General features: G+C 73.6%; 7 protein-coding genes. 1 reads left to right on the top strand and 6 read right to left on the bottom strand.

Features of this window, described 5'->3' with window-relative positions; translation table 11 throughout:
• The first annotated feature begins 195 nt into the window (after window positions 1-195).
• On the top strand, window positions 196-573 hold the full coding sequence (locus tag N8I87_RS30595; RefSeq protein WP_263213564.1) for a hypothetical protein: 378 nt from the start codon (window positions 196-198) through the stop codon (window positions 571-573).
• Here N8I87_RS30595 and N8I87_RS30590 read toward each other — a convergent pair.
• The 6 genes from N8I87_RS30590 to N8I87_RS30565 are packed head-to-tail and all read right to left on the bottom strand — an operon-like array spanning window position 466 to window position 23,688.
• Window positions 466-1,227 (bottom strand): thioesterase II family protein, encoded by a 762-nt coding sequence (locus N8I87_RS30590; protein ID WP_263213562.1) that lies wholly within the window; start codon window positions 1,225-1,227, stop codon window positions 466-468. The genes N8I87_RS30595 and N8I87_RS30590 overlap by 108 nt on opposite strands.
• On the bottom strand, window positions 1,224-7,100 hold the full coding sequence (locus N8I87_RS30585; protein WP_263213560.1) for a non-ribosomal peptide synthetase: 5,877 nt from the start codon (window positions 7,098-7,100) through the stop codon (window positions 1,224-1,226). The genes N8I87_RS30590 and N8I87_RS30585 overlap by 4 nt, the downstream gene beginning before the upstream one ends.
• Entirely contained in the window at window positions 7,097-12,952 is a 5,856-nt protein-coding gene (locus tag N8I87_RS30580) for a type I polyketide synthase (RefSeq protein ID WP_263213558.1), read from the bottom strand. The genes N8I87_RS30585 and N8I87_RS30580 overlap by 4 nt, the downstream gene beginning before the upstream one ends.
• Entirely contained in the window at window positions 12,949-19,470 is a 6,522-nt protein-coding gene (locus N8I87_RS30575) for a non-ribosomal peptide synthetase (protein WP_263213557.1), read from the bottom strand. Before N8I87_RS30575 ends, N8I87_RS30580 begins: the two co-directional genes overlap by 4 nt.
• Window positions 19,470-22,526, bottom strand: a complete 3,057-nt coding sequence (locus tag N8I87_RS30570) for a type I polyketide synthase (protein WP_263213555.1) — start codon at window positions 22,524-22,526, stop codon at window positions 19,470-19,472. The genes N8I87_RS30575 and N8I87_RS30570 overlap by 1 nt, the downstream gene beginning before the upstream one ends.
• The gene (locus N8I87_RS30565; RefSeq protein ID WP_491743950.1) at window positions 22,501-23,688 is read right to left on the bottom strand and encodes a beta-ketoacyl reductase; all 1,188 of its coding nucleotides are present in this window, start codon (window positions 23,686-23,688) and stop codon (window positions 22,501-22,503) included. Before N8I87_RS30565 ends, N8I87_RS30570 begins: the two co-directional genes overlap by 26 nt.
• Window positions 23,689-23,795 lie beyond the last annotated feature (107 nt).

The raw sequence follows: 23,795 nt of genomic DNA, 5'->3' as shown, positions 1-23,795 counted from the left end.
TCGTTCACCCCTCACGGTAACCACGTCTGCAGAACGCTACGCCGATTCGACGGGCGAACGTCGACCCGCGGAAGCGCGGATGCGCGGACACTTTATAGATCTTTGATGCTGACTCCTGATACTCAGGATTCTGAACACAGAGTCTCAATTCTCGTGTCGTCGCCGACGGCAGGGGGGATCAGCAGGAGGATGTGGGTGACCGCCCTCGGGGTGCCGCGCGCCGCCTTCTCCGCCGAACGACTCCCGGGCTGCTGGTGGAGCACGTCGGTCGCCGCGGTCCTGGACTTCGCGCTGATCGGCGGCCTGTTCTTCATCACGCTCTACCTGCGCAACGTGCCCGGCATGGGCCCCGCGGCTGCCCATGCCCGCCGGCATGCTGATCATGTCTGTCCGGCCAAGTCGCCCGGCGCCGCCCGGCGCGCCGCGAACGGCGTCGCCGAGCGGCCGGCCGTGAAGTGGGCCGGCCTAGCTCCCCGGCACCGGCACCGGCACGGGCACCGGCGTGAGGTGGGCAAGGACGAGCCGTACGACTTCGAGAGCCATTCCGTTGATGAAGAAGTGATCGCCGGGTAGCAGACGAAGGCGCGAGCTGGTCGACTGCCCGCGCCATCCCTCCAGTTCCGAGGGCCGCACCGTGCGGTCGTGGATACCGCCGAACACCGTGATCGGCACGTCGAGCGGTGGTTCCTCGTGATACTCGTACGTCTCCAGGACCGCGAAGTCGGCACGGAGCACGGGCAGGATCAACTCCATGAGCTCGTCGTTCTCCAGGACCTCGCGCGGCGTTCCGTTGAACTCGAGCAACCGGGCCTTCAACTCGGCGTCGGAGGCGTTGTGCAGCACCGGCTCACGGCGCCGGGCGGGGGCTGCGGAAGCCGACACGAACAGGTGGCAGGGCACGGGCCACCCGCGGCGGCGCAGCAGCCGTGCCAGCTCGAACGCCACCAGTCCGCCCAGACTGTGCCCGAAGAGTGCGAAGGGCCGGTCGAGCAGCGGCTCCATCGCATCCGCCAGCGCACGGACCAGCGAGGGGAGGCGGGAGAAGGGCTGCTCACCGATGCGCATGCCGCGGCCGGGCAGCTCGACCGGACGAACCTCCACGTCGCTCGGTACGAGCTGATCCCACGTGCGGTACACCGCGGCCGACCCGCCGGCGTACGGCAGGCACACCAGGCGGGTGGCCGCGTCCGGCCGGGCCCGCGGCACCCGGAACCACTGCTCCGTCACTCTTCGCTTCCCTCCGCGCCGGCGCCGCTCGCGGTGGCGGGCACCTCGTCCTCCCGCAGGAGCCGGCACAACTCCTCGATCCGGCGGTCGGGATCGTCCACCACCATCTCCAGCAGCCGGCTCCACTGGCGGGTCACCCGGCCGACCAGCCGTGGATCGACGCGTTCGACGGCGTGCATCCAGATTCCGCGCAGCGCCTCCGCGTCCTCGAGCATGATGAGGCTGAGATCCACCACCCCCGGTTCCATCTCCGGCGGCACGTGTACGAAACCCCAGTCGGCGTCGAGCGGCTCCAGCCGGACGTCACGCAGCACCGCGGCGGGCAGTGGCGCGTTGAGCAGGTTGAACCCCAGGCGGACCCGTTCGCACTGCGGCGCGAACTCGCGGCGCAAGGGTTGCAGCGGCACGCTCTGGTGGGCGTACGCCTCGAGGATCCGCTCCCGGGCCCGGCCGACCAGCTCGCGGAAGCTGGGATCCCCGCCGAGATCCGCGCGCAGCACCAACGGGTTCACGAAGAAGCCGATGAGCTGCTCGGTCTCCGGCCGGTCCCGGCCCGCGACGGGGAAGTCGACGGCGAGGTCCCGGCTCCCGGTGCAGGCGGCGAGCTGGGCGCCGAAGGCGGCCAGGAGCACCATGAAGAGGGTCGCGCCCTCGCGCTGGGCGAACTCCCGCAGCGCGGCGGTCAGTTCCGGGGACAGCTCGAAAGCGTGGCCCGAGGCGGCCGGCGCCGCCTCGTGCGGGAGCCGGACATCGTCCAGCCGCGGCGGCGGCGGAAGCTCCGCGAGGGTACGCCGCCAGTACTCGGTGTCCGCGTCCAGCGCCCCGCTCTCGAACGCCTGGCGCTGCCATGCCGCGAAGTCGGCGAACTGGAGCGGAAGTTCCGGAAGCGTCGGCTCCCGCCCCTCGGCGAGGGCCTCGTAGGCGCCGGCCAGGTCCTGCAGCAGCACCCCGTACGACCAGTTGTCGGTGACGGCGTGGTGGACGGTGAGCACCAGGATCCGCTCCTCGTCGCCGAGGGTGAGCAGCCGCCCCCGTACCAGCGGGCCCTCCGCCAGGCGGAACGGCCGGCTGCTCTCCTCCTCGAGGATGCCGCGGATCGCCTGGTGCGGATCCCCGGACGCGGCGCCCTCCAGGCGGGACCGGGTCAGCGGCCAGGTACCGGTGGCGTCGACGACCTGTGCCGGCCCCGCCGGCCGCGTGACCAGGCGGGTACGCAGCGATTCGTGCCGCCGCACCACGTGGTCGAAGGCGCGCGCCAAGGCTTCCTCGTCGAGCCGTCCGCGCAGCCGCGCGGCGGTCACCACGTTGTGAGCGGGACTCTCGGGGCCGACCGGGTGGTCGACGCAGAGCCATTCCTGCGCGTACGACAGCGGGAGTTCCCCGCCGCGCTCGGCCCTCGGGATGGGCACGAGCACCGGGCCGCCACCCTCCGCGCCGCCGTCCACCAGCCACGCGGCCAGCGCCGCGACGGTCCGATACTCGAAGATGTCGCGCAGGGACACCTCCCGTCCCAGCCGGGTCCGGATCCGCGAGATCGCCTGGGTGGCGAGCAGCGAGTGGCCGCCCGATTCGAAGAAGTCGTCGTGGATGCTCACCCCCTCCAGGTGCAGGAGCTGTTCCCAGATCTCGGCGAGGTCCCGCTCCAGGTCGCCCCGCGGCGCCTCGTAGGGCGTGCGCGGATCGGAGCGGACGACCTGGGGCTCGGGCAGCGCCTTGCGGTCCACCTTCTCGTTGGGGGTGAGGGGCAGCGCGTCGAGGAACACGAACACGGAGGGGAGCATGTACTCGGGCAGCTTCTCGCCCAGCACGGCACGCAGGTGCGGCTGCAGTTTGCGGGCGCGGCGGGACGCGGCGCCGTTCACCCACGCGGACAGCGGCCCGGGCGGCACCGGAGCCGCCTGGAGGAAGGCCTGCGCCGAGGCCACGGGGTGCCCGTCGCCGTCCAGCCGGCGCAGCACGAGGTCGAACGCGCCGTCCGAGCCGTGCCGGGTCCAGTCCGGTTCCGCCCGGTATCCGGTCTGCTCGGCCAGGGCGGCCAGCTCCTCGGGATCGACCGCGCCCGCCGACCCGGCGGCCAGGCTCTGCCGCAGGTCGGCGGCCGTACCCCCGGCGGTGCCCAGCCGCTCCACCAGGTCGGCGAAGGGCCGAACCCGCGCGTTCGGCACGTCCCGGACGGCGATGACGTCCGCGGTGGCCGGGACGAGCCGCTCCCGGAGGGCCGGGAGGGAGAGCCCGCCGGCACGCCAGTCGAGCGGGGAAAGGCCGGCAGGCGGGGCCTCCGGTTCGCTGGTGAGGATCACGTCGTACCGGAAACGGGTCAGCTCGTTGTCGTACCGGCCGCGCTTGGGCAGGATCCGCACCTCGGCGATGCCGGGCAGCCGGGCCCGCAGCGCCAGGAAGAAGCGCGGGTCGATGACCAGCTCCTCCTCCTCGGCGGCCCGCCGCCGCACCCGCCCCCGCAACGCGTCGGCGCTCAGGTCGGGTGCCGCCCGGTGCAGTTCGACCGAGGCGTGGAACGCCTCGAGCAGCGGAAGGCTGCGGACGTCGCCCACCACGACGGCGCCACCCGGGGCGAGCCGGGGCAGCGCTCCCTCGATCACCCGGGCCAGGTACTCCTCGTCGGGGAAGTACTGCACCACCGAGTTGAGAAGGACGACGTCGAACTGCTGGTCCGGCAGCCGGTCGAGCTGGTCCGCGGCGCATTCGTGCAGCTGCACGTCGCCGGGGAAGCGATCGGGATCGGCCGCCGCCCGCCGCAGCCGCGCCAGCGCCACGGCCGAGAAGTCGGTGCCCCAGTACCGCTTACAGTGCGGCGCGACCGCGTGCAGGATGAGGCCGGTGCCGCAGCCCACGTCCAGCACCGACTGCGGCGCGCGGCTCAGCACGCGCTCGGCGGTGCGGTCGACCCAGTCGCGCATCTCCTCGGCGGGGATGGGCTCGCCGGTGTAGCTGCTCGTCCAGCCGCTGATGTCGAAGGACGGGTCGACGTCCGCGGCCGGCTCGTCGTACGCCGTGTCCCAGATGTTGCGCCACTGGTCCAGCTCGTCGGGGCTCGCGCCGGAGTCGGCTGCGGACGGGTCGGCCACCACGTACGCCACCAGGCGCTGGTCGCCCGGCGTGTCCTCGCGTACGGTCACCACCGCCTGCCGGACGACCGGCTGCTGCTCCAGGACCGCCTCGATCTCCCCCAACTCGATCCGGAAGCCGCGCAGCTTCACCTGGTGGTCGATGCGGCCGAGGAACTCGAGGCTGCCGTCGCCGCGCCGGCGGACCAGGTCCCCGGTGCGGTACAACCTCTCGCCGAGGCCGATGGGGAACGGGTGCGGCACGAACCGCTCGGCGGTCAGCTCCGGGCGGCCGAGATAACCGCGCGCCAGTCCGGTGCCGCCGATGTGCAGCTCTCCGGGAATGCCCGGCGGGACGAGCGCGCCCCGGGCGTCGAGCACGTGCAGCTCGGTGTTGGCGATCGGCTCGCCCAGGGAGACGGTGCCCTCGTCGATCCGGGCCACCGCCGACCAGATGGTGGTCTCGGTCGGGCCGTACATGTTCCACAGCTCGCCGCCGTCGCGGCTGAGCCGGCGGGCCAGGTCGGCGGGGAGCGCCTCACCGCCGCAGAGCATGCGGAAACCGGGGCGCGGCGACCAGCCGGCGTCGAGCAGCAGCCGCCACGTGGACGGCGTGGCCTGCATCAGCGTGGCCCCGGACTCCGACAGCACCGCGCGCAGCCGTCGGCCGTCGGAGGCCACCTCGCGGTCCACCAGGATCACCCGCGCACCGGTCGTGAGCGGCAGCAGCAGCTCCAGCATGGAGATGTCGAAGCACAGCGTGGTCACCGCCACCAGGGCGTCGTCCGGGCCGATCCCCGGCCGCTCGCTCATCGACCGGAGGAAGTTGGCGAGCGCGCGGTGCGGGATCTGCACGCCCTTGGGCTTGCCGGTCGAGCCGGAGGTGTAGATGACGTAGGCCAGGTCCTCGCCCGGGGTCTCCACGTCCGGCCGGGTGGCGGGCTCCGCCTCCAGCGCCTCGGCGGCCTCGTCCAGGCAGAGGACTCCCACGGCCGGCTCGGGCAGGCCGGCGAGGACGGAGCGCTGGGTGAGCAGGAGCTTGAGCCCGGAGTCCTGCAGCATGAAGGCGAGGCGCTCGCTCGGGAACGCCGGGTCCAGCGGCACGTAGGCGGCGCCGGACTTGAGGGTGCCGAGGACCGCGGCCACCATCTCCGGCGTGCGCTCGGTGCAGATCCCGACCAGGTCGCCACGCCCGACGCCCAGCCGGTGCAAGTGGTGCGCGAGCCGGTTGGCCCGCCGGTCGAGTTCGGCGTACGTCAGGGTCTGCTCCCCGCAGCGCAGGGCCTCCGCCTCGGGTGTCTCCCGGGCCCGCTCCTCGAAGCCGTGATGCGCCCAGCGCAGGTCCGGCCGGACGCGCCGGGTGTCGTTGGGCTCCCGGGCCAGCCGGTGCCGCTGCTCCTCGGTGAGCAGGCTCAGCTCGGAGAGACGGCGGTCGGGCGCGTCGGCGATCTCCTCGACGAGGACGCGCAGCGACTCGGAGAGTTGCTCGATGGTGGCGCCGTCGAACAGGTCGGCGTTGTACTCGAACCAGCCGCTCAGCCCGTCCGGCCGGTCGAAGACCTGCAACTCCAGGTCGAACCGGGCGGTGGCGCTCTCCAGCGTCAGCGGGGTGACCCGCAGCCCGCCCAGGTCCAGCTCCGGCATGTCGATGTTCTGGAAGACGAACGACACCTGGAACAGCGGCGACCGGGAGAGGTCACGCTTGGGGTGCAGCTCCTCCACCAGCCGTTCGAACGGCAGCTCCTGGTGGGCGTAGGCCCCCAGGCAGGTCGCGCGCACCCGCGCCAGGGCCTCACGGAAGGTGGGGTCGCCGGAGAGGTCCGCCCGCAGGGCCAGGGTGTTGACGAAGAACCCGATCAGCGGCTCCAGTTCGGGACGGGTCCGGTTGGCGATGGGCGCGCCGATCACCAGGTCGTCCTGGTGGGCGTAGCGCTGGAGCACCACGGCGAACGCGGCCAGCAGCGTCATGAAGGGCGTCGCGCCCTCCCGTCGGCTCAGCTCGCGCAGCCGCGTCATCAGCGGTCCGGGCAGCTCGAAGGGTTTCGATCCGCCACGCGAGGTCTGCACGGGCGGGCGCGGGCGGTCGGTCGGAAGGGCGAGAACCGGCGGGGCGCCGTCGAGCGCCTGCTTCCAGTACGCGAGGTCGCCGGCCACGCCGGAGCCCTCCGCCTGGCCGCGCTGCCAGGCGGCGTAGTCGGCGTACTGGAGGGGAAGTTCGGGCAGCGGTGAGCCGCTGCCCGCGCGCAGGGCCGGGTAGAGGGCGACCAGCTCACGGACCGCCACCGCCATGGACCAGAGGTCGGCGACGATGTGGTGCATGGTGAGCAGCAGGACGTGCTCCTCGGGACCCAGCCGGAACACCCTGACCCGCAGAAGGGGGCCCTGCTCCAGCACGAACGGCCGCCGGACCTCTTCCCGGGCCAGGCGCTGGACCTCCCGCTCGCGGTCGTCGCCGGAGAGGTGGGTGCAGTCGACCACGGCGAAGTCGGCCCGCCCCGTCTCGGCCACCCGCTGTACGGGCTCGCCGTCGACCTCCGCGAAGGTGGTGCGCAACGCCTCGTGGCGCCGCACGATCTCGTCGGTGCAGCGCCGCCACACGTCGAGGTCCAGCTGCCCGTGGATCCGCACCGCGCTGGGGACGTTGTAGGCGGCGCTGCCCGGCACCAGCTGCTGCAGGAACCAGAGCCGCTGCTGCGAGAAGGAGAGGGGGAACTGGCGCACCCGCGGTCGCCGGGCCCGTCCCAGCCGCTCGGCCAGAAGTCTCCGCTTCTGCTCGGCGGTCATGCCGTCCAGATCGGGCATGCTCATGCCTCGGTCTCCCCTTCCACAGCCGCCTCCGCCGCGAGGAGCTCCCGCAGCATGGCGTCCACTTCGTCGTCCGCCAGCTCGTCCACGTCGGTCACCTCGGCCGGCTCGTAGCGCGCGAGCCGCACGATGGGGGCGGGTTCCTCCGCCGCCGTCGCGCTGTCCGAGCCGCCGGCGGCGAGGAGCCGGGCGGTGTTGGCCACGGTCGGCCGGTCGAAGAAGTCACGCAACGTCAGCTCCACCCCGAAGTGGGCCCGGAGCCGGGTACCGATCTGCACCGCCGCCAGCGAGTGACCGCCGAGCGCGAAGAAGTCGTCGTTCAGGCCGACCGGTTCGACACCGAGCGTCTCCTGCCAGATGGCCGCGATGGCGGCCTCCTCCTCGGTACCCGGCGCCACGTACGGGGTGTCCAGTTCGGGACGCGGGTGCACCGTGGTCGGCGCGGCCGTCTCCAGTTCCGCCGCCAGCCGGGCCGGGTCGATCTCGGCGGCCAGGCGTTGCACGGTGGCCAGGTCCTGCCGGGAGACGACGAGCTGCGCCGGCATCGGCCGGGCCCGCAGGATCCGGCCGAACAGCTCCGTCCCCTCCTCCGCGGTCATGCCGGCGGCCAGGGCGTGCAGCGCCGCCAGTCCCCCCGGCCGGTACGCGGCGGGCTCCGGGGCCTCGGGCGCCGGGGCCGCCGCTGCCGACTCGACCTGTTCGCGCATCGCCTCGGGCTCGTGGATGCGCTTCATGATGAAGTCACCGAGCCGCACGAGCAGCCGGCCCTCGTCGTCGTAGACGTCGGCGTCGCAGACCAGGGTCTCGCCGGACGTGTCGCCGCCCTCCTTGATCCGGATGTGGCAGGCCATGCGCCGGGTCAGGCCGCGTACGAACCGCAGGCTGCCGTACCAGAAGGGCAGGTAGTAGCCCTCGGCGGCGTGCACGCGGGACGAACCGCCGACCACGTCCAGCAACGCCGGGTGCAGCCGGTAGGTGTCGAGGTCGTCGGCGTACTGCTCCGGAAGCTCCAGGACGGCCACCATGCCCCGGGGGCCGACGTGGATGCGGGTGAGGCAGCGCCAGCGGCCCTGCACGGCGAACCGGATGATCCCGCCCTCGGCGGCGAAGTCCAGCCGGAGCCGGCGCCGCAGCGCCTGCTCGCCCTCGATCACCTCCTCGGCACCGCATTCCTCGAGCAGCCCGGCGACTTCGCGCGGCGCACGCTCCGAGCGTTCGTGCAGCAGCACGGAGCCGGTGGCGTGCTCCTGCCAGTTCTGCGCCGCCCCCGGCACGTGGCTGCGGATCCGGAAGCTCAGGTCGCCGTCCTTGTCCTCCAGGACCGTGTACAGGTCACGCTCCTGCCCGTCGGGGACGATCACCGGCAGGTGGAACAGCACGTCGCGGAACTCGATCTCGCGTCCCGCCGCCAGGGGCTCCACCGCCGCCCGGACCATCTCCAGGTACGTGGTGCCGGGCACCAGGCCGTGCCCCTGCATCCGGTGCTCGTCGACGATCCAGCTGTCCGAGGTGCGGATCGTGGTCAGGAAGACCTCGGTGCTCTCCGTCCGCTGCAGGCGGCGTTGCAGCAGCGGGTGACCGAAGTCCTCGCCGGTGCCCGCGTCGGCGCCGGGAAGCGCGTGCAGGCCCGCCGCCATGCCGGTGTCACGCCAGGTGTCCCAGGCCACCGCCGTCACGGGCGCGGACCCGCCCGCGCTGCGCCGGGCGGCGTAGGCGTCCAGGAACGCGTTGGCCGCGCAGTAGTCGACCTGACCGGGCCCGCCGACAACCGCGGTCCGCGACGAGAACAGGAGGAAGAAGTCCAGGGGGTCGCGGGAGCACACCGTGTCGAGCACCAGCGTGCCGCGCGTCTTGGCGGTGAGCACGGTCTCGGCGTCGGCGCGGGACTTCCCGGCGAGCAGCCCGCTCGCGGGGGCCCCGGCGGCGTGGACGACGCCGTTGAGCGCGCCGAAGCGGGCCCGCAGCTCCTCCACCGCGCGGCTCGTCTGCTCGGCGTCGGTGACGTCGGCACGGAGCACCACCGGCCGGGCGCCCAGGCTCCGCAGGGCTTCCAGGCGCCGGATCCGGGCGCTGGTCGGGTCGTCGGCGCCATGCTCCGCGAGCCACTGCGGCCAGGCGTCCTCCGGCGGGAAGGTGCCGCGCCCGAGCAGCCCGATGGCCGGTGCCCGCACGGAGCGGGCCAAGTGCTCGGCGAGCGCGAGGCCGATGCCGCCCAGCCCGCCGGTGATGAGGTAGACGCCCTCGTCGCGCAGCCGCCCGCTGTCCGGCTCGCCCTCACCCGCGTCCAGAGGGACGGGGTCGAACGTCCGCGCCCACCAGTGGCTGCCGCGCCAGGCCAGCACGTGCTCCGCCGGGGGTGCGGCCAGTGCCGCCCGCAGGGCGTCGAGCACCGTCTCGGGCGGCGCGGCCAGGATCTGCCCGCTGAGGTCGAGAAGGCGGCAGCCGACGTCCGGCACCTCCTGCGGGATCACCGTGCACGGGCCGAGGACGGTGGCGTTCTCGGGCTGGAGCAGCTCCTCCCCGGTCACGCCGAAGACGCCGCGGGTGAGGACGTCGAGCGCGAGGGGCGGTTGTCCGGGTGGCCGCTCGGACAGGGCCTGCGCGAGGGCCAGCAGGCTGTGGAAGCCGGCGTCCTGGGCGCTATCCAGCCGCGCCCGGTCCAGTGCCGCGGCGGGCAATGTTTGCCCGTGAAGGAGCGGCGTCCGGTGCGTGCTCTCGGTGTGCCGGCCGGAGGCCCCCGTACTGGACGTACTTGGGTCTTCGGCCGGTGCGGCGAGAGTGCGTGCCGGGCGTCGCGACGGGGCGAACGTTGCCCGTCGCGGCACTGGGTCCGCGGCGGGTTCGCCGGCGAGGCTCCACAGGTGCAGGACCCGGGCCGGTCGCAGGTCGTCCGCGCCGAGGGCAGCGAAGAGGCGTTCGAAGTCGTCCCGGCCGGCCGGGTCGACGGTGAAGGAACGCTCGCCTTCCCGCGCGAAGCCGTCACCCGCGGACACCCCGACGACGGTGCAGCCGGCGGCCTCCAGGCCCTGCCGCAGCGTCCGGCCCAGGGGCAGGTCCGTGCCGAGTACGAGCCACGGTCCTGACGCGGCGAGGGGCCAGGAGGCGGGCGGTGGGAGGCGCCGCCAGCTCGGCGTGTAGGTCCACGTCGCGGGCTCCGCCGCGCCGGGCTCGGCGGAACCCTGCCCGGCACGGTCCGCCGGGCCGGGGTCCACCCAGTACCGCTGCCGCTGGAAGGGGTACGAGGGAAGGCGCACCCGTCGGCGGCTGCCAGCGTCGTGCTGTGCTTCCCAGTCGACCTGCGCGCCCGCGGACCACATCGCCCCCACGGCCTCCAGCAGCACCTGCCGGTCGGGGCGCTCCTCGCGGGGCTGGCGCAGTGTGGCGGCCACGACCCGGTCCGGCGTCCACGAGCGGTGCTGCCGGGCGAAGTTCGACAGCGACTGGCCCGGACCGACCTCCAGCAGGAGCAGGTCCGGGTCGGCGAGCAACGTCGACAGGTTGTCGGCGAAACGCACGGCGGAGCGCAGGTGGGTGCCCCAGTACTCAGGGTCGGTGGCCTGGGCGTCCTCGATCCAGGTCCCGCTCACGTTGGAGCTGAAGGGGATCCGCGGGGGGTGCAGCCGGATCTTGCGGACCTCCTCCCGGAAGGGGTGCACCGCCCCCTCCACCAGGGGCGAGTGGAACGCGTGCGAGGTGTGCAGGCGCCGGCAGCCGACGCCGGACGAGGCGAGCCGCTCCCGCAGGCGCTCGACGGCCTGGACCGGACCGGCGACCACGCAGAGCGACGTGGCGTTGACGGCCGCGACGCAGAGGTCGTCGTCGAGCAGCGCCTTCGTCTCGTCCTCGGGCAGGAAGACCGCGAGCATCGCCCCGTGCGGGGTCGCCCGCATCAGCCGGCCGCGCGCCGCCACCAGCGCGGTGGCGTCCTCCAGCGTGAACACGCCGGCGACGCAGGCGGCCACGTACTCGCCGATGCTGTGACCGGCCATGGCGTGCGGCACGAGACCCCACGCCATCAGGGTGCGGGCCAGGGCGTACTCCACGGCGAAGAGGGCGGGCTGGGCGAGCGCCGTCTCCTCCAGGCGTTCCGCGGCCTTCTCGGCCTCCTCCGGCGGCGGGAACAGGGCCGCCCGCAGATCCTCGTCGAGATGCTGGTCGAACAACGTGAGGCAACGGTCGAGTTCGGCGCGGAAGACCGGCTCGTCGGCGTACAGCTGGCGGGCCATGCCGGGGTACTGCGTCCCCTGGCCCGGAAAGAGGAAGGCCACCTTCGCGGCCCGGCCCGCCGTGCACGGCTCGCCGGCGCGTGCCGCCTGCCGCAGTCGCCGTACGGCGTCGGCACGGTCCACGCAGACCACGGCCCGGCGCTGTTCGAAGGCGCGCCGGCGCGCCGCCAGGGTGAAGGCGACGTCGGCGAGCTCCTCGCCCGGGTCGGTCTCGAGGTGGTCCGCCAGTCGCTCCGCCGCCTGCGCCAGGGCCTGGTCGGTACGCGCCGAGAGGGTCAGCAGCTGCCAGGGTCGTCCGGGCTCGCCGGGCCGCGGCGCGGGCCCCTCCTCCAGCACCACGTGCGCGTTGGTCCCGCCGATGCCGAACGAGCTCACCCCGGCCCGGCGCGGCACCTCGCCCCGGGGCCAGGGCCGGTGCGTGGTGTTCACGAAGAAGGGGCTGGACTCCAGCCGGAGCTCCGGGTTGGGCCGCTCGAAGTGCAGGCTGGCGGGAATGGCCTCGTTCTTGAGCGCCAGAGTGGCCTTGATCAGTGCGGTCGCACCGGCGGCGGCGTCGAGGTGGCCGACGTTGCTCTTCACCGACCCGATGGCGCAGTAGCCGCGCGCCTCGGTCTCCTCACGGTACGCGCGGGTCAGGGCGGCGATCTCGATGGGGTCGCCGAGGGCCGTACCGGTCCCGTGGGTCTCCACGTAGCCCACCGTCTCCGCCGACACCCCCGCGATTCCCAGCGCCTCGGCGATCACCTCCGCCTGGCCCTCGACGCTCGGTGCGGTGTAACCGACCTTGAGCGCGCCGTCGTTGTTGACGGCCGAGCCCCGGATCACCGCGTCGACGAGGTCACCCTGCTCGCGCGCGTCGGCGAGCCGGCGCAGCACCACGAGGGCGACGCCGTTGCCGATGACGGTGCCCCCGGCGGCGGCGTCGAACGGGCGGCAGTGTCCGTCCGGCGACAGGATGCCGCCCGGTTGGTGCAGGTAGCCGTTGCGCAGCGGGACGTTGACGGAGACGCCGCCGGCCAGGGCGATGTCGCACTCCCCGGAGAGCAGGCTCTGGCAGGCGAGATGGACCGCCACCAGCGAGGTGGAGCAGGCGGTCTGCACCGTGATGCCGGGGCCCTTGAGGCCGAGCTTGTACGAGGCCCGGGTGGCGAGGAAGTCCTTGTCGTTGGCGAGCTGGGTCTGGTACTGGCCGAGGGTCTCGACGACGCCACGGTTCGCCAGCAGGTTGAAGAGCAGGTAGGTGTTGAGGCTGGCACCCGCGAAGACGCCGATCCGGCCCGGGAACGCCTGCGGGTCGTACCCCGCCGACTCCAGCGCCTCCCAGGTGCATTCGAGGAAGACGCGGTGCTGCGGGTCCATCAGCTCGGCCTCGCGCGGGGACAGGCCGAAGAAACCGGCGTCGAAGGTGTCGGCCCCGTCGAGGACGCCCTTGGCACGCACGTACCCGGGCTGTGCCAGCAACGCCGGGCTGACGCCCTGCTCGCGCAGCTCCTCCTCGGAGAAGAAGGAGAGGCACTCCTCACCGGCTGCCAGGTTGTCCCAGAACGCGCCGACGTCGGCCGCCTTGGGGAAGCGCCCCGCCATGCCGATGATGGCCACCTGCGACAGGTCGTCGGTCGAGTCGCTCACGGTCGGTCTCCTTGAGATTCGTTGCGGTTCCGGGAGCGCCGGCCGGCGGCCTCGCGGCGCGCCGCCATGGCCTCCCGGCGGCCGGCCACCCGCCCGCGGGCGTCGGCCATCGGATCGGCGGCCGTGCCCGGGGTGTCGGCCAGGTGCCCGGCCAGGGTGCGCACCGTCGGGAACTGGAACAGTTCGACGAGCGTGAGGGGACGCCGTAGCTCCGTCTCGAGCGCGCTGCGCAGCTCGGCCATGAGCAGCGAATGGCCGCCCAGCTCGAAGAAGTTGTCGTTGACGCCCACCTGATCGAGGCCGAGCAACCGGGTCCAGGCCTCGGCGATGGTGCGCTCCACCCGGTCCCCGGGCGCCTCGTAGGGCACGGCCAGTTCGGGGCGGGACAGCTCCGGCTCGGGCAGGGCGGCGCGGTCCACCTTGCCGTTGGGTGAGAGCGGGAAGGCGGGCAGGGTGACGAAGGCGGCGGGGACCATGTAGTCCGGCAGCCGCTCCTTCAGACAGGTGATGAGCTCGCCCGCCGTGGGTGGCTCGTCGGCGGTCAGGTACGCCACGAGCCGGGTGTCGTTGCCCTGTCCGCGGGCGGTGACGATGGCCTCCTGCACGGCGGGATGACCGGCCAGCACCTGCTCGATCTCGCCGAGCTCGATGCGGAACCCGCGGAGCTTCACCTGATGGTCGAGCCGGCCCAGGTATTCGATGGCCCCGTCGTCGCGGAAGCGCGCCAGGTCCCCGGTGCGGTAGATGCGGGCTCCCGGATGCGGGTCGAACGGATGGGTGACGAAGCGCTCGGCGGTCAGCTCCGGGCGGTCGAGATACCCGCGGGCCAGGTTGCGGCCGCCGATGCACAGCTCGCCGGCGACACCGCGCGGCACCGGTCGCAGCGCCGGATCGAGCACGTACATCTGCGTGTTGACGATGGCGTGGCCGATGGGTACCGGCCGGGTGCCCCCGTCGCGCCGGCAGGCCCAGGCGGTGACGTCCACGGCCGCCTCGGTCGGGCCGTACAGGTTGTGCAGCTCGGCCGGCAGGCGGGCGAAGAAGCGCTCCTGGAGCTCCCGGGGCAGCGCCTCGCCGCTGCAGATCACCCGGCGCAGGCCGCGGCAGTCCTTCGCCCCGTCCTCCAGCAGGAACACGTGCAGCATCGCGGGCACGAAGTGGAGTGTGGTGATCCCCTCGCGCTGGATGGTCTCCACCAGGTAGCGGCTGTCCTTGTGCCCCTCCGGACGGGCCACCACCAGGCAGGCGCCGGTCGTCAGCGGCCAGAAGAACTCCCAGACCGACACGTCGAAGGAGTACGGCGTCTTCTGCAGCACGCGGTCGGAGGCGTCCAGCCGGTAGGCGTCCTGCATCCACAACAGGCGGTTGCGGATGCCGGCGTGGACGTTCATGACGCCCTTGGGACGCCCGGTGGAGCCGGAGGTGTAGATGACGTAGGCAAGGTCCTCGCCGCCGACCCGGACCTGCGGCCGCTCGCCGGACTCGCGCCCGAGGTCCTCGGCCGCCTCGTCCACACAAAGCACCGCCGCCTCGTGGTCCGGCAGCCCCGGCACCAGGCGGCGCTGCGTCAGCAGCACCGGCACGCGCGCGTCGGCCAGCATGAACTCCAGGCGCGAGCGCGGATAGCCGGGGTCCAGAGGCAGGTAGGCGCCGCCGGCCTTGAGCGTGGCGAGCAGCGAGACCACCAGCTCGGTGGAGCGCTCCATGCAGATGCCCACCAGCACGTCCCGGCCCACGCCCAACCGGCGCAGACGGTGGGCCAGACGGTTGGCGCGGCGGTCCAGTTCGGCGTAGGTGAGCCGCTCGCCCTCGAAGCGCAGCGCCTCGGCGTGCGGCGTCGCGTCGGCCTGCGCCTCGAAGATCTGGTGGATGAGGCCCGCGTCCGGCCACTGCCGCGGACCGCCGTCGCCCAGCGCCAGCACCTCGCGGCGCTCCGCCTCGTCGAGGATCGGGAGGCGGCCGACGGGCTGGTCGGGCCGGTCGGCCACGGCGGCGAGCAGGCGCTGGAGGTACTGCGCGATGCGGCCGGCGGTGGGCGCGTCGAAGAGGTCGAGGCTGTACTCGAGACGGCCGTGTACGGTGTCGCCCTCCTCGTTCAGCAGCAGCTCGAGGTCGAACTTGGCCGTGCCGCCGTCGGCCGGCATCGGCTCGACGTGCAGCCCCCCGCCGCTCCAGGCCGGGAACGGGACGTTCTGCAGGGCGAACCCGACCTGGAAGACCGGGGTACGCGCCAGGCTGCGCTCCGGCTTGAGCGCCTCGACCAGCCGCTCGAACGGAACGTCCTGGTGTTCGTACGCGTCGAGGCACACCCGCCTCACCCGCCCGAGCAGCTCCCGGAAGCTGGGGTCGCCAGAGAGGTCGGTACGCAGCGCCAGCGTGTTCACGAAGAGGCCGATCAGCGGTTCGAGCTCGGGCAACCGCCGGTTGGCCACCGGCGTGCCGATCACGACGTCGTCGGTGCCGCCGAGGCGGGCGAGCAGTGCCTGGAAGGCGCCGGCCAGGACCATGAACAGCGTGGCACCCTCCTGCCGGCCGAGCGCGCGCAGCCGCCGGACGACGAGCGGGTCGAGCCGCAGCTCCAGCGCGGCGCCCCGGTAGCTCTTCTCCGGTGGGCGCGGGCGGGCCAGCGACAGGTTGAGCTCGGCGGGTGCCCCGCGCAGCTGCCGGACCCAGTATTCGAGGCCGTCGCCGTCGGCCTGTCGGCCGAGCGCTTCCTGCTGCCAGAGGGCGAAGTCCGGGTACTGCACGGAGAGTTCGGGCAGAGGGCTCCGTCGGCCGGCACCGAAGGCGGCGTAGAGGGCGAGCACCTCCCGCAGCAGGACGCCCAGGGACCACTGGTCCGAGACGATGTGGTGCATGGCGAGCAGCACGACGCTCTCCTCGCCGGAGACGCGGAGCAGCTCGAAGCGGAGCAGCGGTCCGTCCGAGAGCCGGAAGGGACGCGCGAAGAAGCTCTCCGCGCGGGCGCGGACCTGCTCCTCGACGCCGTCCGGACCCGCGAGGTCGTGCACCTCCAGCTCGGCGGGGACCTCCGGGCGTACGACCAGCCGGGGCCGGCCGTCGATCTCGGGGAAGACCGCGCGCAGCGCCTCGTGACGCCACATCACCTCGTCGCAGGCCCGCCGGAACACATCGGCGTCGAGACGGCCGCGGACGCGGAGGGCGGCGGGTATCAGGTAGGCGCGGTTGCCGGCGGAGAGCTGTTCGAGGAACCACAGCCGCCGCTGCGCGAACGCCGGCGGCACGGGCAGGCCGGGGTCGGCACGGCGGGGCACGGTCGACACCTCGCCCTCGCCCGGTGCCGTACCCGTCTTCGGTTGTGCGCCCCGTTCCCGCAACCGGTCCGCGAGCGCGGACGCCGTGGGGCGTTCGAAGAGCTCCCGCAGCGGCAGCTCCACCCCGAGGACGGACCGCAGGCGGGTGGTGACCTGAGTGGCAAGCAGCGAGTGGCCGCCCAGCACGAAGAAGTCGTCGTCCACTCCCACCCGGTCGACGCCGAGCAGGCCGGCGAAGACGTCGGTGATCGCCTGCTCCAGCGGGTCGGCGGGGGCACGGTAGGGCGTCCGCAGACCGGCGCGGCCGAACTCCGGCTCCGGCAACGCCGCGCGATCGATCTTGCCGTTGGGGGTGAGCGGGAACGCGGTCAGGAACACGAACGCCGACGGCACCATGTACTCGGGCAGGCTGTCCCGCAGGAAGGCGGCGACCTCCGCGGGCGCCGGCGCCTCGGCACAGGCGAGGTGGGCGACCAGCCGGGTGTCCCCCGCGTGCTCGCGGGCGGTGACCACCGCGGTGCTCACCGCGGGGTGGGCGGTGAGCGCCTGCTCGATCTCCCCGAGCTCGATGCGGAAGCCGCGGACCTTCACCTGGAAGTCGATGCGGCCGAGGAATTCGATGCTGCCGTCACCGCGTCGGCGCACCAGGTCGCCGGTGCGGTAGAGCCGCTCCCCCAGGCCGTTCGGGGCCGGGTGGGCGACGAAGCGATCGGCGGTCAGCTCCGGCCGGTTCAGGTAGCCGCGGGCCAGCCCGGCGCCGCCGATGTGCAGCTCGCCCGGCACGCCCGTGGGCACCGGCTGTCCGCGCCGGTCGAGGACGAGCAGCTCGGTGTTCGCGATCGGCTCGCCGAGGGAGATCGGCCCGGTGTCGATCCGGGAGACCGCCGACCAGATGGTGGTCTCGGTGGGGCCGTACATGTTCCAGAGTTCCGCGCCCAGGGGGAGGAGCCGGCCTGCGAGACTCGGCGGCAGTGCCTCGCCGCCGCACAGCATCCGCAGGTGCGGCCGGCCCGCCCAGCCCGACTCGGCGAGCATCCGCCAGGTCGCGGGGGTGGCCTGCATGAGCGTCGCTCCGACGGCGTCGAGCGCCTCCGCCAGCGCCGGGCCGTCGGCGGCGACGTCCCGCGGGACCACCACCACGCACGCGCCGGCCACCAGGGGCAGCAGGAGCTCCAGGACGGAGATGTCGAACGAGAGGCTGGTGACGGCGAGGAGGACGTCGTCGCGGGCGATACCCGGGCGCTCCTGCATGGAACGCAGGAAGTTGGCGAGAGCACCGTGGGTGATCTGCACACCCTTCGGCCTGCCGGTCGAGCCCGAGGTGTAGATCACGTACGCGAGTTCGCCGGGGCCGACCTGCTCGCCGGGCGCGTCGGTCGGCTCGTCGGCGAGCTCCTCGCCCAGCTCGTCGAGGCAGAGCACGGTGGCAGCCCCGGCCGGCACGTGCTCGACCACGCTGCGCTGGGTGAGCACCACCGGGGCCCGCGAGTCCTCGATCATGAACTCCAGGCGTGAGCGGGGGTAGACCGGGTCGAGGGGCAGGTAGGCACCGCCGGCCTTGTGCACAGCCAGCAGGGCGACCACCATCTCGGGCGAGCGCTCCAGGCAGAGAGCGACCAGCACGTCCCTGCCCACCCCGAGGCGGCGCAGCCGGTGGGCGAGCTGGTTGGCACGCCGGTCCAGCTCCGCGTAGGACAGGTCGTGGTCCGCGAAGCGGACCGCCTCGGAGGTGGGCGCTTCCTGTGCCCGGCGAGCGAACCGCAGGTGAGCGAGGTCGCCCTCGGGCCAGGTGCGGCGGGTGTCGCCGCCCGGCGCCAGCAACGACCGCCGCTCCTCGTCGCCGAGCAGCGGCAGCGCCCCGATGGGCCGGTCCGGGTCGGCCACGGCCTCCCGCGCCAGCCGGCACAGGTGGTCCGCCAGCCGGGCGACGGTCGCCTCGTCGAAGAGGTCGCTGTTGTACTCGAACAGTCCGCTCAGGCCGCCCTCGTCCTCGACGAGCTGCAACTCCAGGTCGAACCGGGCCGTGCGGCTGCGGACAGTGACGCGGGAGAACTCGAGCCCCGCCACGTGCAGGGTGGGCAGCGGCTGGGTCTGGTAGGCGAAGCTGATCTGGACGATCGGCGGCCGGCCGAGATCGCGCGGTGGCTTCAGCTCCTCCACCAGCTTCTCGAACGGCACCTCCTGGTGTGCGTAGGCGCCGAGGCAGGCGTCACGCACCCGCTCCAGCAGTTCGCCGAAGGTCGGGTCACCGGAGAGATCGGTGCGGACGGGCAGGGTGTTGACGAAGAAGCCGATGAGCCGTTCCAGTCCGGCCCGCTCACGGCCTGCGACCGGGATGCCGACGACCACGTCGTCCTGTCCGGCGTAGCGGTGCAGCAGCACCTGGAACAGCGCGAGGAGAACCATGAACGGTGTGGCGTCGCGTTGCCGGCCGACGGCGGCCAGGTCGCGTACCAGCCGGCCAGGCAGGTCGAAGTGCCACGAGCCGCCGCGGAAGGACTGCACCGAAGGACGCGGGTGGTCCGGCGGCAGCTCCAGCACCGGCGGGGCTCCGGCGAGGCGCTCCTTCCAGTAGAGCAGTGCTCCGGCCGATGCCTCCGGCTGCGCGTTCCGCCGCTCCCACAGGGCGACGTCCCCGTACTGGATCTCCAGCGGGGGCAGCGGGGAGGGACGGCCCTCGGCGAAGGCCGCGTAGAGCTCGGCGAACTCCGCGAAGAGCACGGTCACCGACCAGCCGTCCGAGACGATGTGGTGCAGGACCACGACGAGGAGGTACTCGTCGTCGGCCGTCCGCAGCAGCCGCATCCGCAGCAGCGGCCCGGCCGTCAGGTCGAACGGTGCCGAGATCTCGGCTGCGATCCGCTCCGTGCAGGCCGCCTCGCGCTCCGCCGCGGGCAGTGCGCGCAGGTCCTCCTCCGGCATCTCCACCGCCATGCGCGGCGCCACCACCTGCACCGGGGTGTCGTCGCGTTCGGCGAAGGTGGTGCGCAGCGACTCGTGCCGGTGGACCAGCTCGGTGACGGCGGCGCGCAGCAGGCTGCGATCGAGGGCACCGCGCACGCGTACGGCCGCGGGCACCACGTACGCCGTTGTGCCGGGCGTGAGCCGTTCCAGGAACCACAACCGCTGCTGCATGGCGGAGAGCGGATAGACCTTCTCCCGCGGCTGTGCCTCCAGCCGCTTCACGAGGAGTTCGCGCTGCTCGGGTGAGAGACTCGCCAGCCGTTCACGCAGGCTCGCCATCAGCGTCCCTCCTCGAGCAGCGCGCGGGCCTCGGCCTCGGGCAGGCGCTCCAGCTCGGCGAGGAGCGCGTCGGTGTCGTCGGCCGGCGCCTGCGCGGTGCCGGTCTCCGCGTCGTCCAGCTGCTCCAGGACCTGCTCCGCCACCCGCCGGACCGATGCGCCCTTGAGCAGCGCGACGAGCGGCAGGGTGACCCCGAGCTGCTTCCGGATCTGGACCCGCAGGCCTGTGGCCATCAGCGAGTCCAGGCCCAGGTCGAGCAGAGGCTGGTCGAGCCCCACCTCGACGGTGGCGGCGCCGAGGCGGCGGCGCGGGCCGCTGCCGGACCCCAGGGCCGCCCCGACGCCGCGGGCGAGATGGCCGGCGAGGATGTCGAAGCGCTCGTCCTCCTTCAATGCCAGCAGCGCCTCGCGGGTGAGCAGCGAACCGTCGGCGGCGGACGCGGCCGTACTCTCCCCTGCGACCGGCGTCTCCTGCCGGCCGGCCTCGTCACCGACCGTCGTGGCCACGGTGGTCGCCGGCGCGTCGTACCAGTGGCGCGTCCGGACGAAGGGCGAGGTGGGCACCGGCACCCGCGTACGCGAGTAGCCCCGGTCGAACCCGGCCCAGTCGACGTCGGTGCCGTGCTCGTACAGCTCGGCGAGGGTGGACAGGACGGTACGCCAGTCGTCCTCGCCGGCCCTCAGACTCGGCGCGGTGAACAGCTCGTCGCCGGGCTGTTCCACCCGTATCCGGTCGACGAGGGCGGCGTCCGGGCCGATCTCGACGAAGCGGGTGTACCCGAGGCTTCTCAGCGTCGACACGGCGTCTGCGAACCGGACCGGCCGGTGGATCTGCCGGCACCAGTGCTCGGCATCGGGGGCCTCGTCCCACGGCCAGAGCGCTCCGTCCAGGCCCGAGACGAACGGGATGCGCGGCGGCAACTGGGTGATCTCGCCGGCGACCTGACGCAGCGGCGCGAGGTCCGCCTCGGCCGGCGGTGAGTCGGGCGGGAACTGCAGGCGGGCCCGCTGCGTCACGAGCCGCAGCGCGTCCTCAAGGCTCATCACCCCGGCCGTGCAGGCGGCCACGATCTCGCCCGGGCCGTGCCCGAACACCGCGGCCGGCCGCACGCCCCACGTGCGCCACAGCTCGGTGAGCGCGTACTGCACGGCGAAGAGCGCCGGCTGCGCCAAGGTGGGCCGGCCCAGGTGCGCCGCGCCCGGATCCTCGGCGAACAGGACGTCGAGGAGCGGAACCTCCAAGTCGGCCCGGAGCAGTTCGTGACAGCGGTCCAGTGCCTCCCGGAAGGCCGGCGCGCTCTCGTACAGGGCGTGGGCCATGCCGGGACGCTCGGTGCCCGCACCGCTGTAGAGGAACGCCACCTCGGGCTCGCGCCCGTCGGCGGAGACGGCCCGGTTCGGCGCGGAGCGGTCCAGGACGCCGACGAGCTCCGCGTCGAGTTCGGCCGCCGACCTGCCCACCACCGCCAGGCGGTGCGGGAAGTGGGACCGCCCGGTGTTGGCGGAGTAGCAGTGGTCCGCGACCGGCACCGGAGCCGTGCGCCCCAGCCGGTCGCGGTGCCGCTCCACGAGCAGGCGCAGTCCGGCCTCGCTGCGGGCGGAGAGGGAGAGAACGTTCAGCGGCCGGCGCTCGTCCGCGGTGGCCGGCGCCCGGCCGGGGCCCTCCTCGACGAGGAGGTGCACGTTGGTCCCGCTCAGGCCGAAAGCGCTGACGCCGGCGATACGGCGGCCGTCCCGCGGGGTCCACTCGGTCAGCTCGGTCGGGATGGCGAAGGGGGGCCGGTCGACCGCGATGTGCGGATTGAGGCGCTCGAAGTGCAGGTGCGGCGGGATCGAGCGGTGACGCAGCGCCAGGACCACCTTGATCAGTCCCGCGATCCCGGCGGCCGCCTCGAGATGACCGAAGTTGGTCTTCACCGAGCCGAGGTGCCACTCGCCGCCCGGTGCCGCCGGGTAGACGTCGGCCAGCGCCTCCACCTCGATGGGGTCGCCGAGAGTGGTGCCGGTGCCGTGCGCCTCGACGTACGACACCTGCCCGGCCTCGACACCGCTCGACTCCAGGGCGCGGCGCAGCAGCTCGCGTTGGGACAGCACGTTGGGGGCGGTGAGGCCGGTGCTGCGGCCGTCCTGGTTGACCGCACCGCCGCGGATGACGGCGAGGACCTCGTCGCCGGCGGCGACGGCGTCGGAGAGGCGCTTCAGGACCACCATCCCGCAGCCCTCGCCGCGGACGAAGCCGTTCGCCCCGGCGTCGAAGGTCCGGCACCGCCCGTCCGGCGACATCATGCCGAACTGCGAGAAGCCGACGGTGGCCAGCGGCGAGAGGATGACGTTCACGCCGCCCGCGAGGGCCATGTCGCACTCGCCGGTCCGCAGGCTCTGGCAGGCGAGGTGAACGGCGAACAGCGAGGAGGAGCAGGCGGTGTCGACCGACACCGCCGGGCCACGCAGGTCCAGCAGGTACGCGAGGCGGCCCGAGACGATGCTGTGCGAGTTGCCGGTCACCGCGTACGGCGTCAGGTCCTCGGGGCGGGAGAACCGCTGGATCCCGTAGTCACTGCCGATCACGCCGACGAACACACCGGTCCGGCTCCCCGCCAGGTCGGCGTACCCGGCGTTCTCCAGCGCATCCCAGGCCACCTCCAGCACCAGGCGCTGCTGCGGGTCCATCGCCTCGGCCTCGCGCGGTGAGATGCCGAAGAAGGCGGCGTCGAACTCGTCGATCCGGTCGAGGAAGCCGCCCCACTTCGTGGTCATCTTCCCGGGGCGGCCCACCTCGGGGTGGTAGAAGGCGTCGGTGTCCCAGCGGTCGGCCGGAACCTCGCGGATGGCGTCTACGCCACCGGCGAGCAGCCGCCAGTACGAGTCGGCATCGTGCACGCCACCCGGGAAGCGGCAGCCGACGCTCACCACCGCGATGGGCTCGGTGCGTCCGCGGCGTGCCGCCTCCAGCTCGCGCTGGAGCCGGTCGATGGCGACGAGCGCCCGCTTCAGCGTGGGGGACGACTTGGTGTCGGCCGGCTGGCTCATCTCAGGCCCTTTCTTCGACAGCGTCATGTCGGCCTCCCTCGAGGGATTCCAGTCGTTGCAGGAGAAGCGCCTCGACGTCGTCGTCGCTGAGCGCCTCGACGTCGAGCGCCGGCTCGGCGGCCTCGGGCGGTGCGGCGGGAGGGCCGTCGGCGGCGGCCGCGTCGAGCGGGATCCCCATGCGCTCGGCGAGGAAGGGCGCGAGCGCGTCGATGGTCGGGTAGCGCCAGGCGAGCGTGGCCGGCAGGGCGACCTCGACGGCGGCCTCCAGGCCCTTCCTGACCTCCAGGGCCATCAGCGAGTCGAGGCCCATGCTGGTGAACGGCACGGTGGCGTCGACGCGGGCCGGGTCGAGCCTCAGCACGCGGCCGACCTCCCGCCGGCACCGGTCGACGAGGACGCCGCGGCGCCGTCGTCCCGGCTCCACCGCGAGCAGCGCCCGGCGCAGCTCACCCGTCCGGCTCTCACCCGCCGCCGGAGCGAGCCCGCCCGGCCGGAGGGCCCGCTGCGCTTCGGGCAGGTCGTCGAAGAGCGGACGGGGGCGTGCCGCGGCGTAGGCGGGAGCGAACAGCGACCAGTCCATGTCGGCGACGACGGTGGTGGTCTCGTCCCGGCCCAGTGCGCGGTCCAGCGCCACGAGGGCCGGGCCGGCCTCCATGAGCCGCAGTCCGCGGCGCGCCAGCTCGTGCTCGTGCTCGTCGTGTGCCCGCCCGGCCCACGGGCCCCACTGCATCGAGGTGGCCGTCAGCCCCAGGCCGCGACGGTGCTCGGCAAGCGCGTCCAGATAGGCGTTGGCGGCGGAGTAGGCACACTGGCGCCCGCTCCCCCACACCCCTGTGATCGAGGAGAAGAGCACGAAGGCGTCGAGCGGGCGGCGCAGGAGATCGTGCAGGTGCAGGGCGCCCGCGTCCTTGCCCGCGACCACCTGGGCCAGCTCGGCGGTGGTGGTGTCGGCGAGCGGCTTCACCAGCGAGACGTCGCCGGCGACGTGGAACACGGCACGGACCGGGTCACCGTCCGCCTCCAGCCCGCCCAGCAGCGCGGCGAGGGCGTCTCGGTCGGCCGCGTCACAGGCGGCCAGCGTGACCCGGGCGCCCAGCCCGGTGAGCTCCGCCTCGAGGTCCGCGGCGCCCGGGGCGGCGGGACCCCGCCGGCTGGCGAGTACGAGATGTTCCGCGCCCCGCCGCGCCAGCCGCGCGCCAGCCGGACGCCGAGGGCGCCCGTGCCGCCGGTGACGAGAACGGTCCCCTCGGGCCGGTACGCCGGGGGCTCGGAGTCGTCGGACGGCGCCCGTACCAG

Origin of the sequence: Streptomyces sp. HUAS 15-9 (assembly GCF_025642155.1) — a bacterium.
Classification (GTDB): Bacteria; Actinomycetota; Actinomycetes; order Streptomycetales; family Streptomycetaceae; genus Streptomyces.
This window is presented reverse-complemented; position numbering and strand designations above follow the sequence as displayed.

What these genes read in the sequence shown, in the direction of transcription:
- N8I87_RS30570 (WP_263213555.1), bottom strand. Translation starts at nt 22,526, where the DNA reads ATGACGCTGTCGAAGAAAGGGCCTGAGATGAGCCAGCCGGCCGACACC.
- N8I87_RS30575 (WP_263213557.1), bottom strand. Translation starts at nt 19,470, where the DNA reads ATGGCGAGCCTGCGTGAACGGCTGGCGAGTCTCTCACCCGAGCAGCGC.
- N8I87_RS30585 (WP_263213560.1), bottom strand. Translation starts at nt 7,100, where the DNA reads ATGAGCATGCCCGATCTGGACGGCATGACCGCCGAGCAGAAGCGGAGA.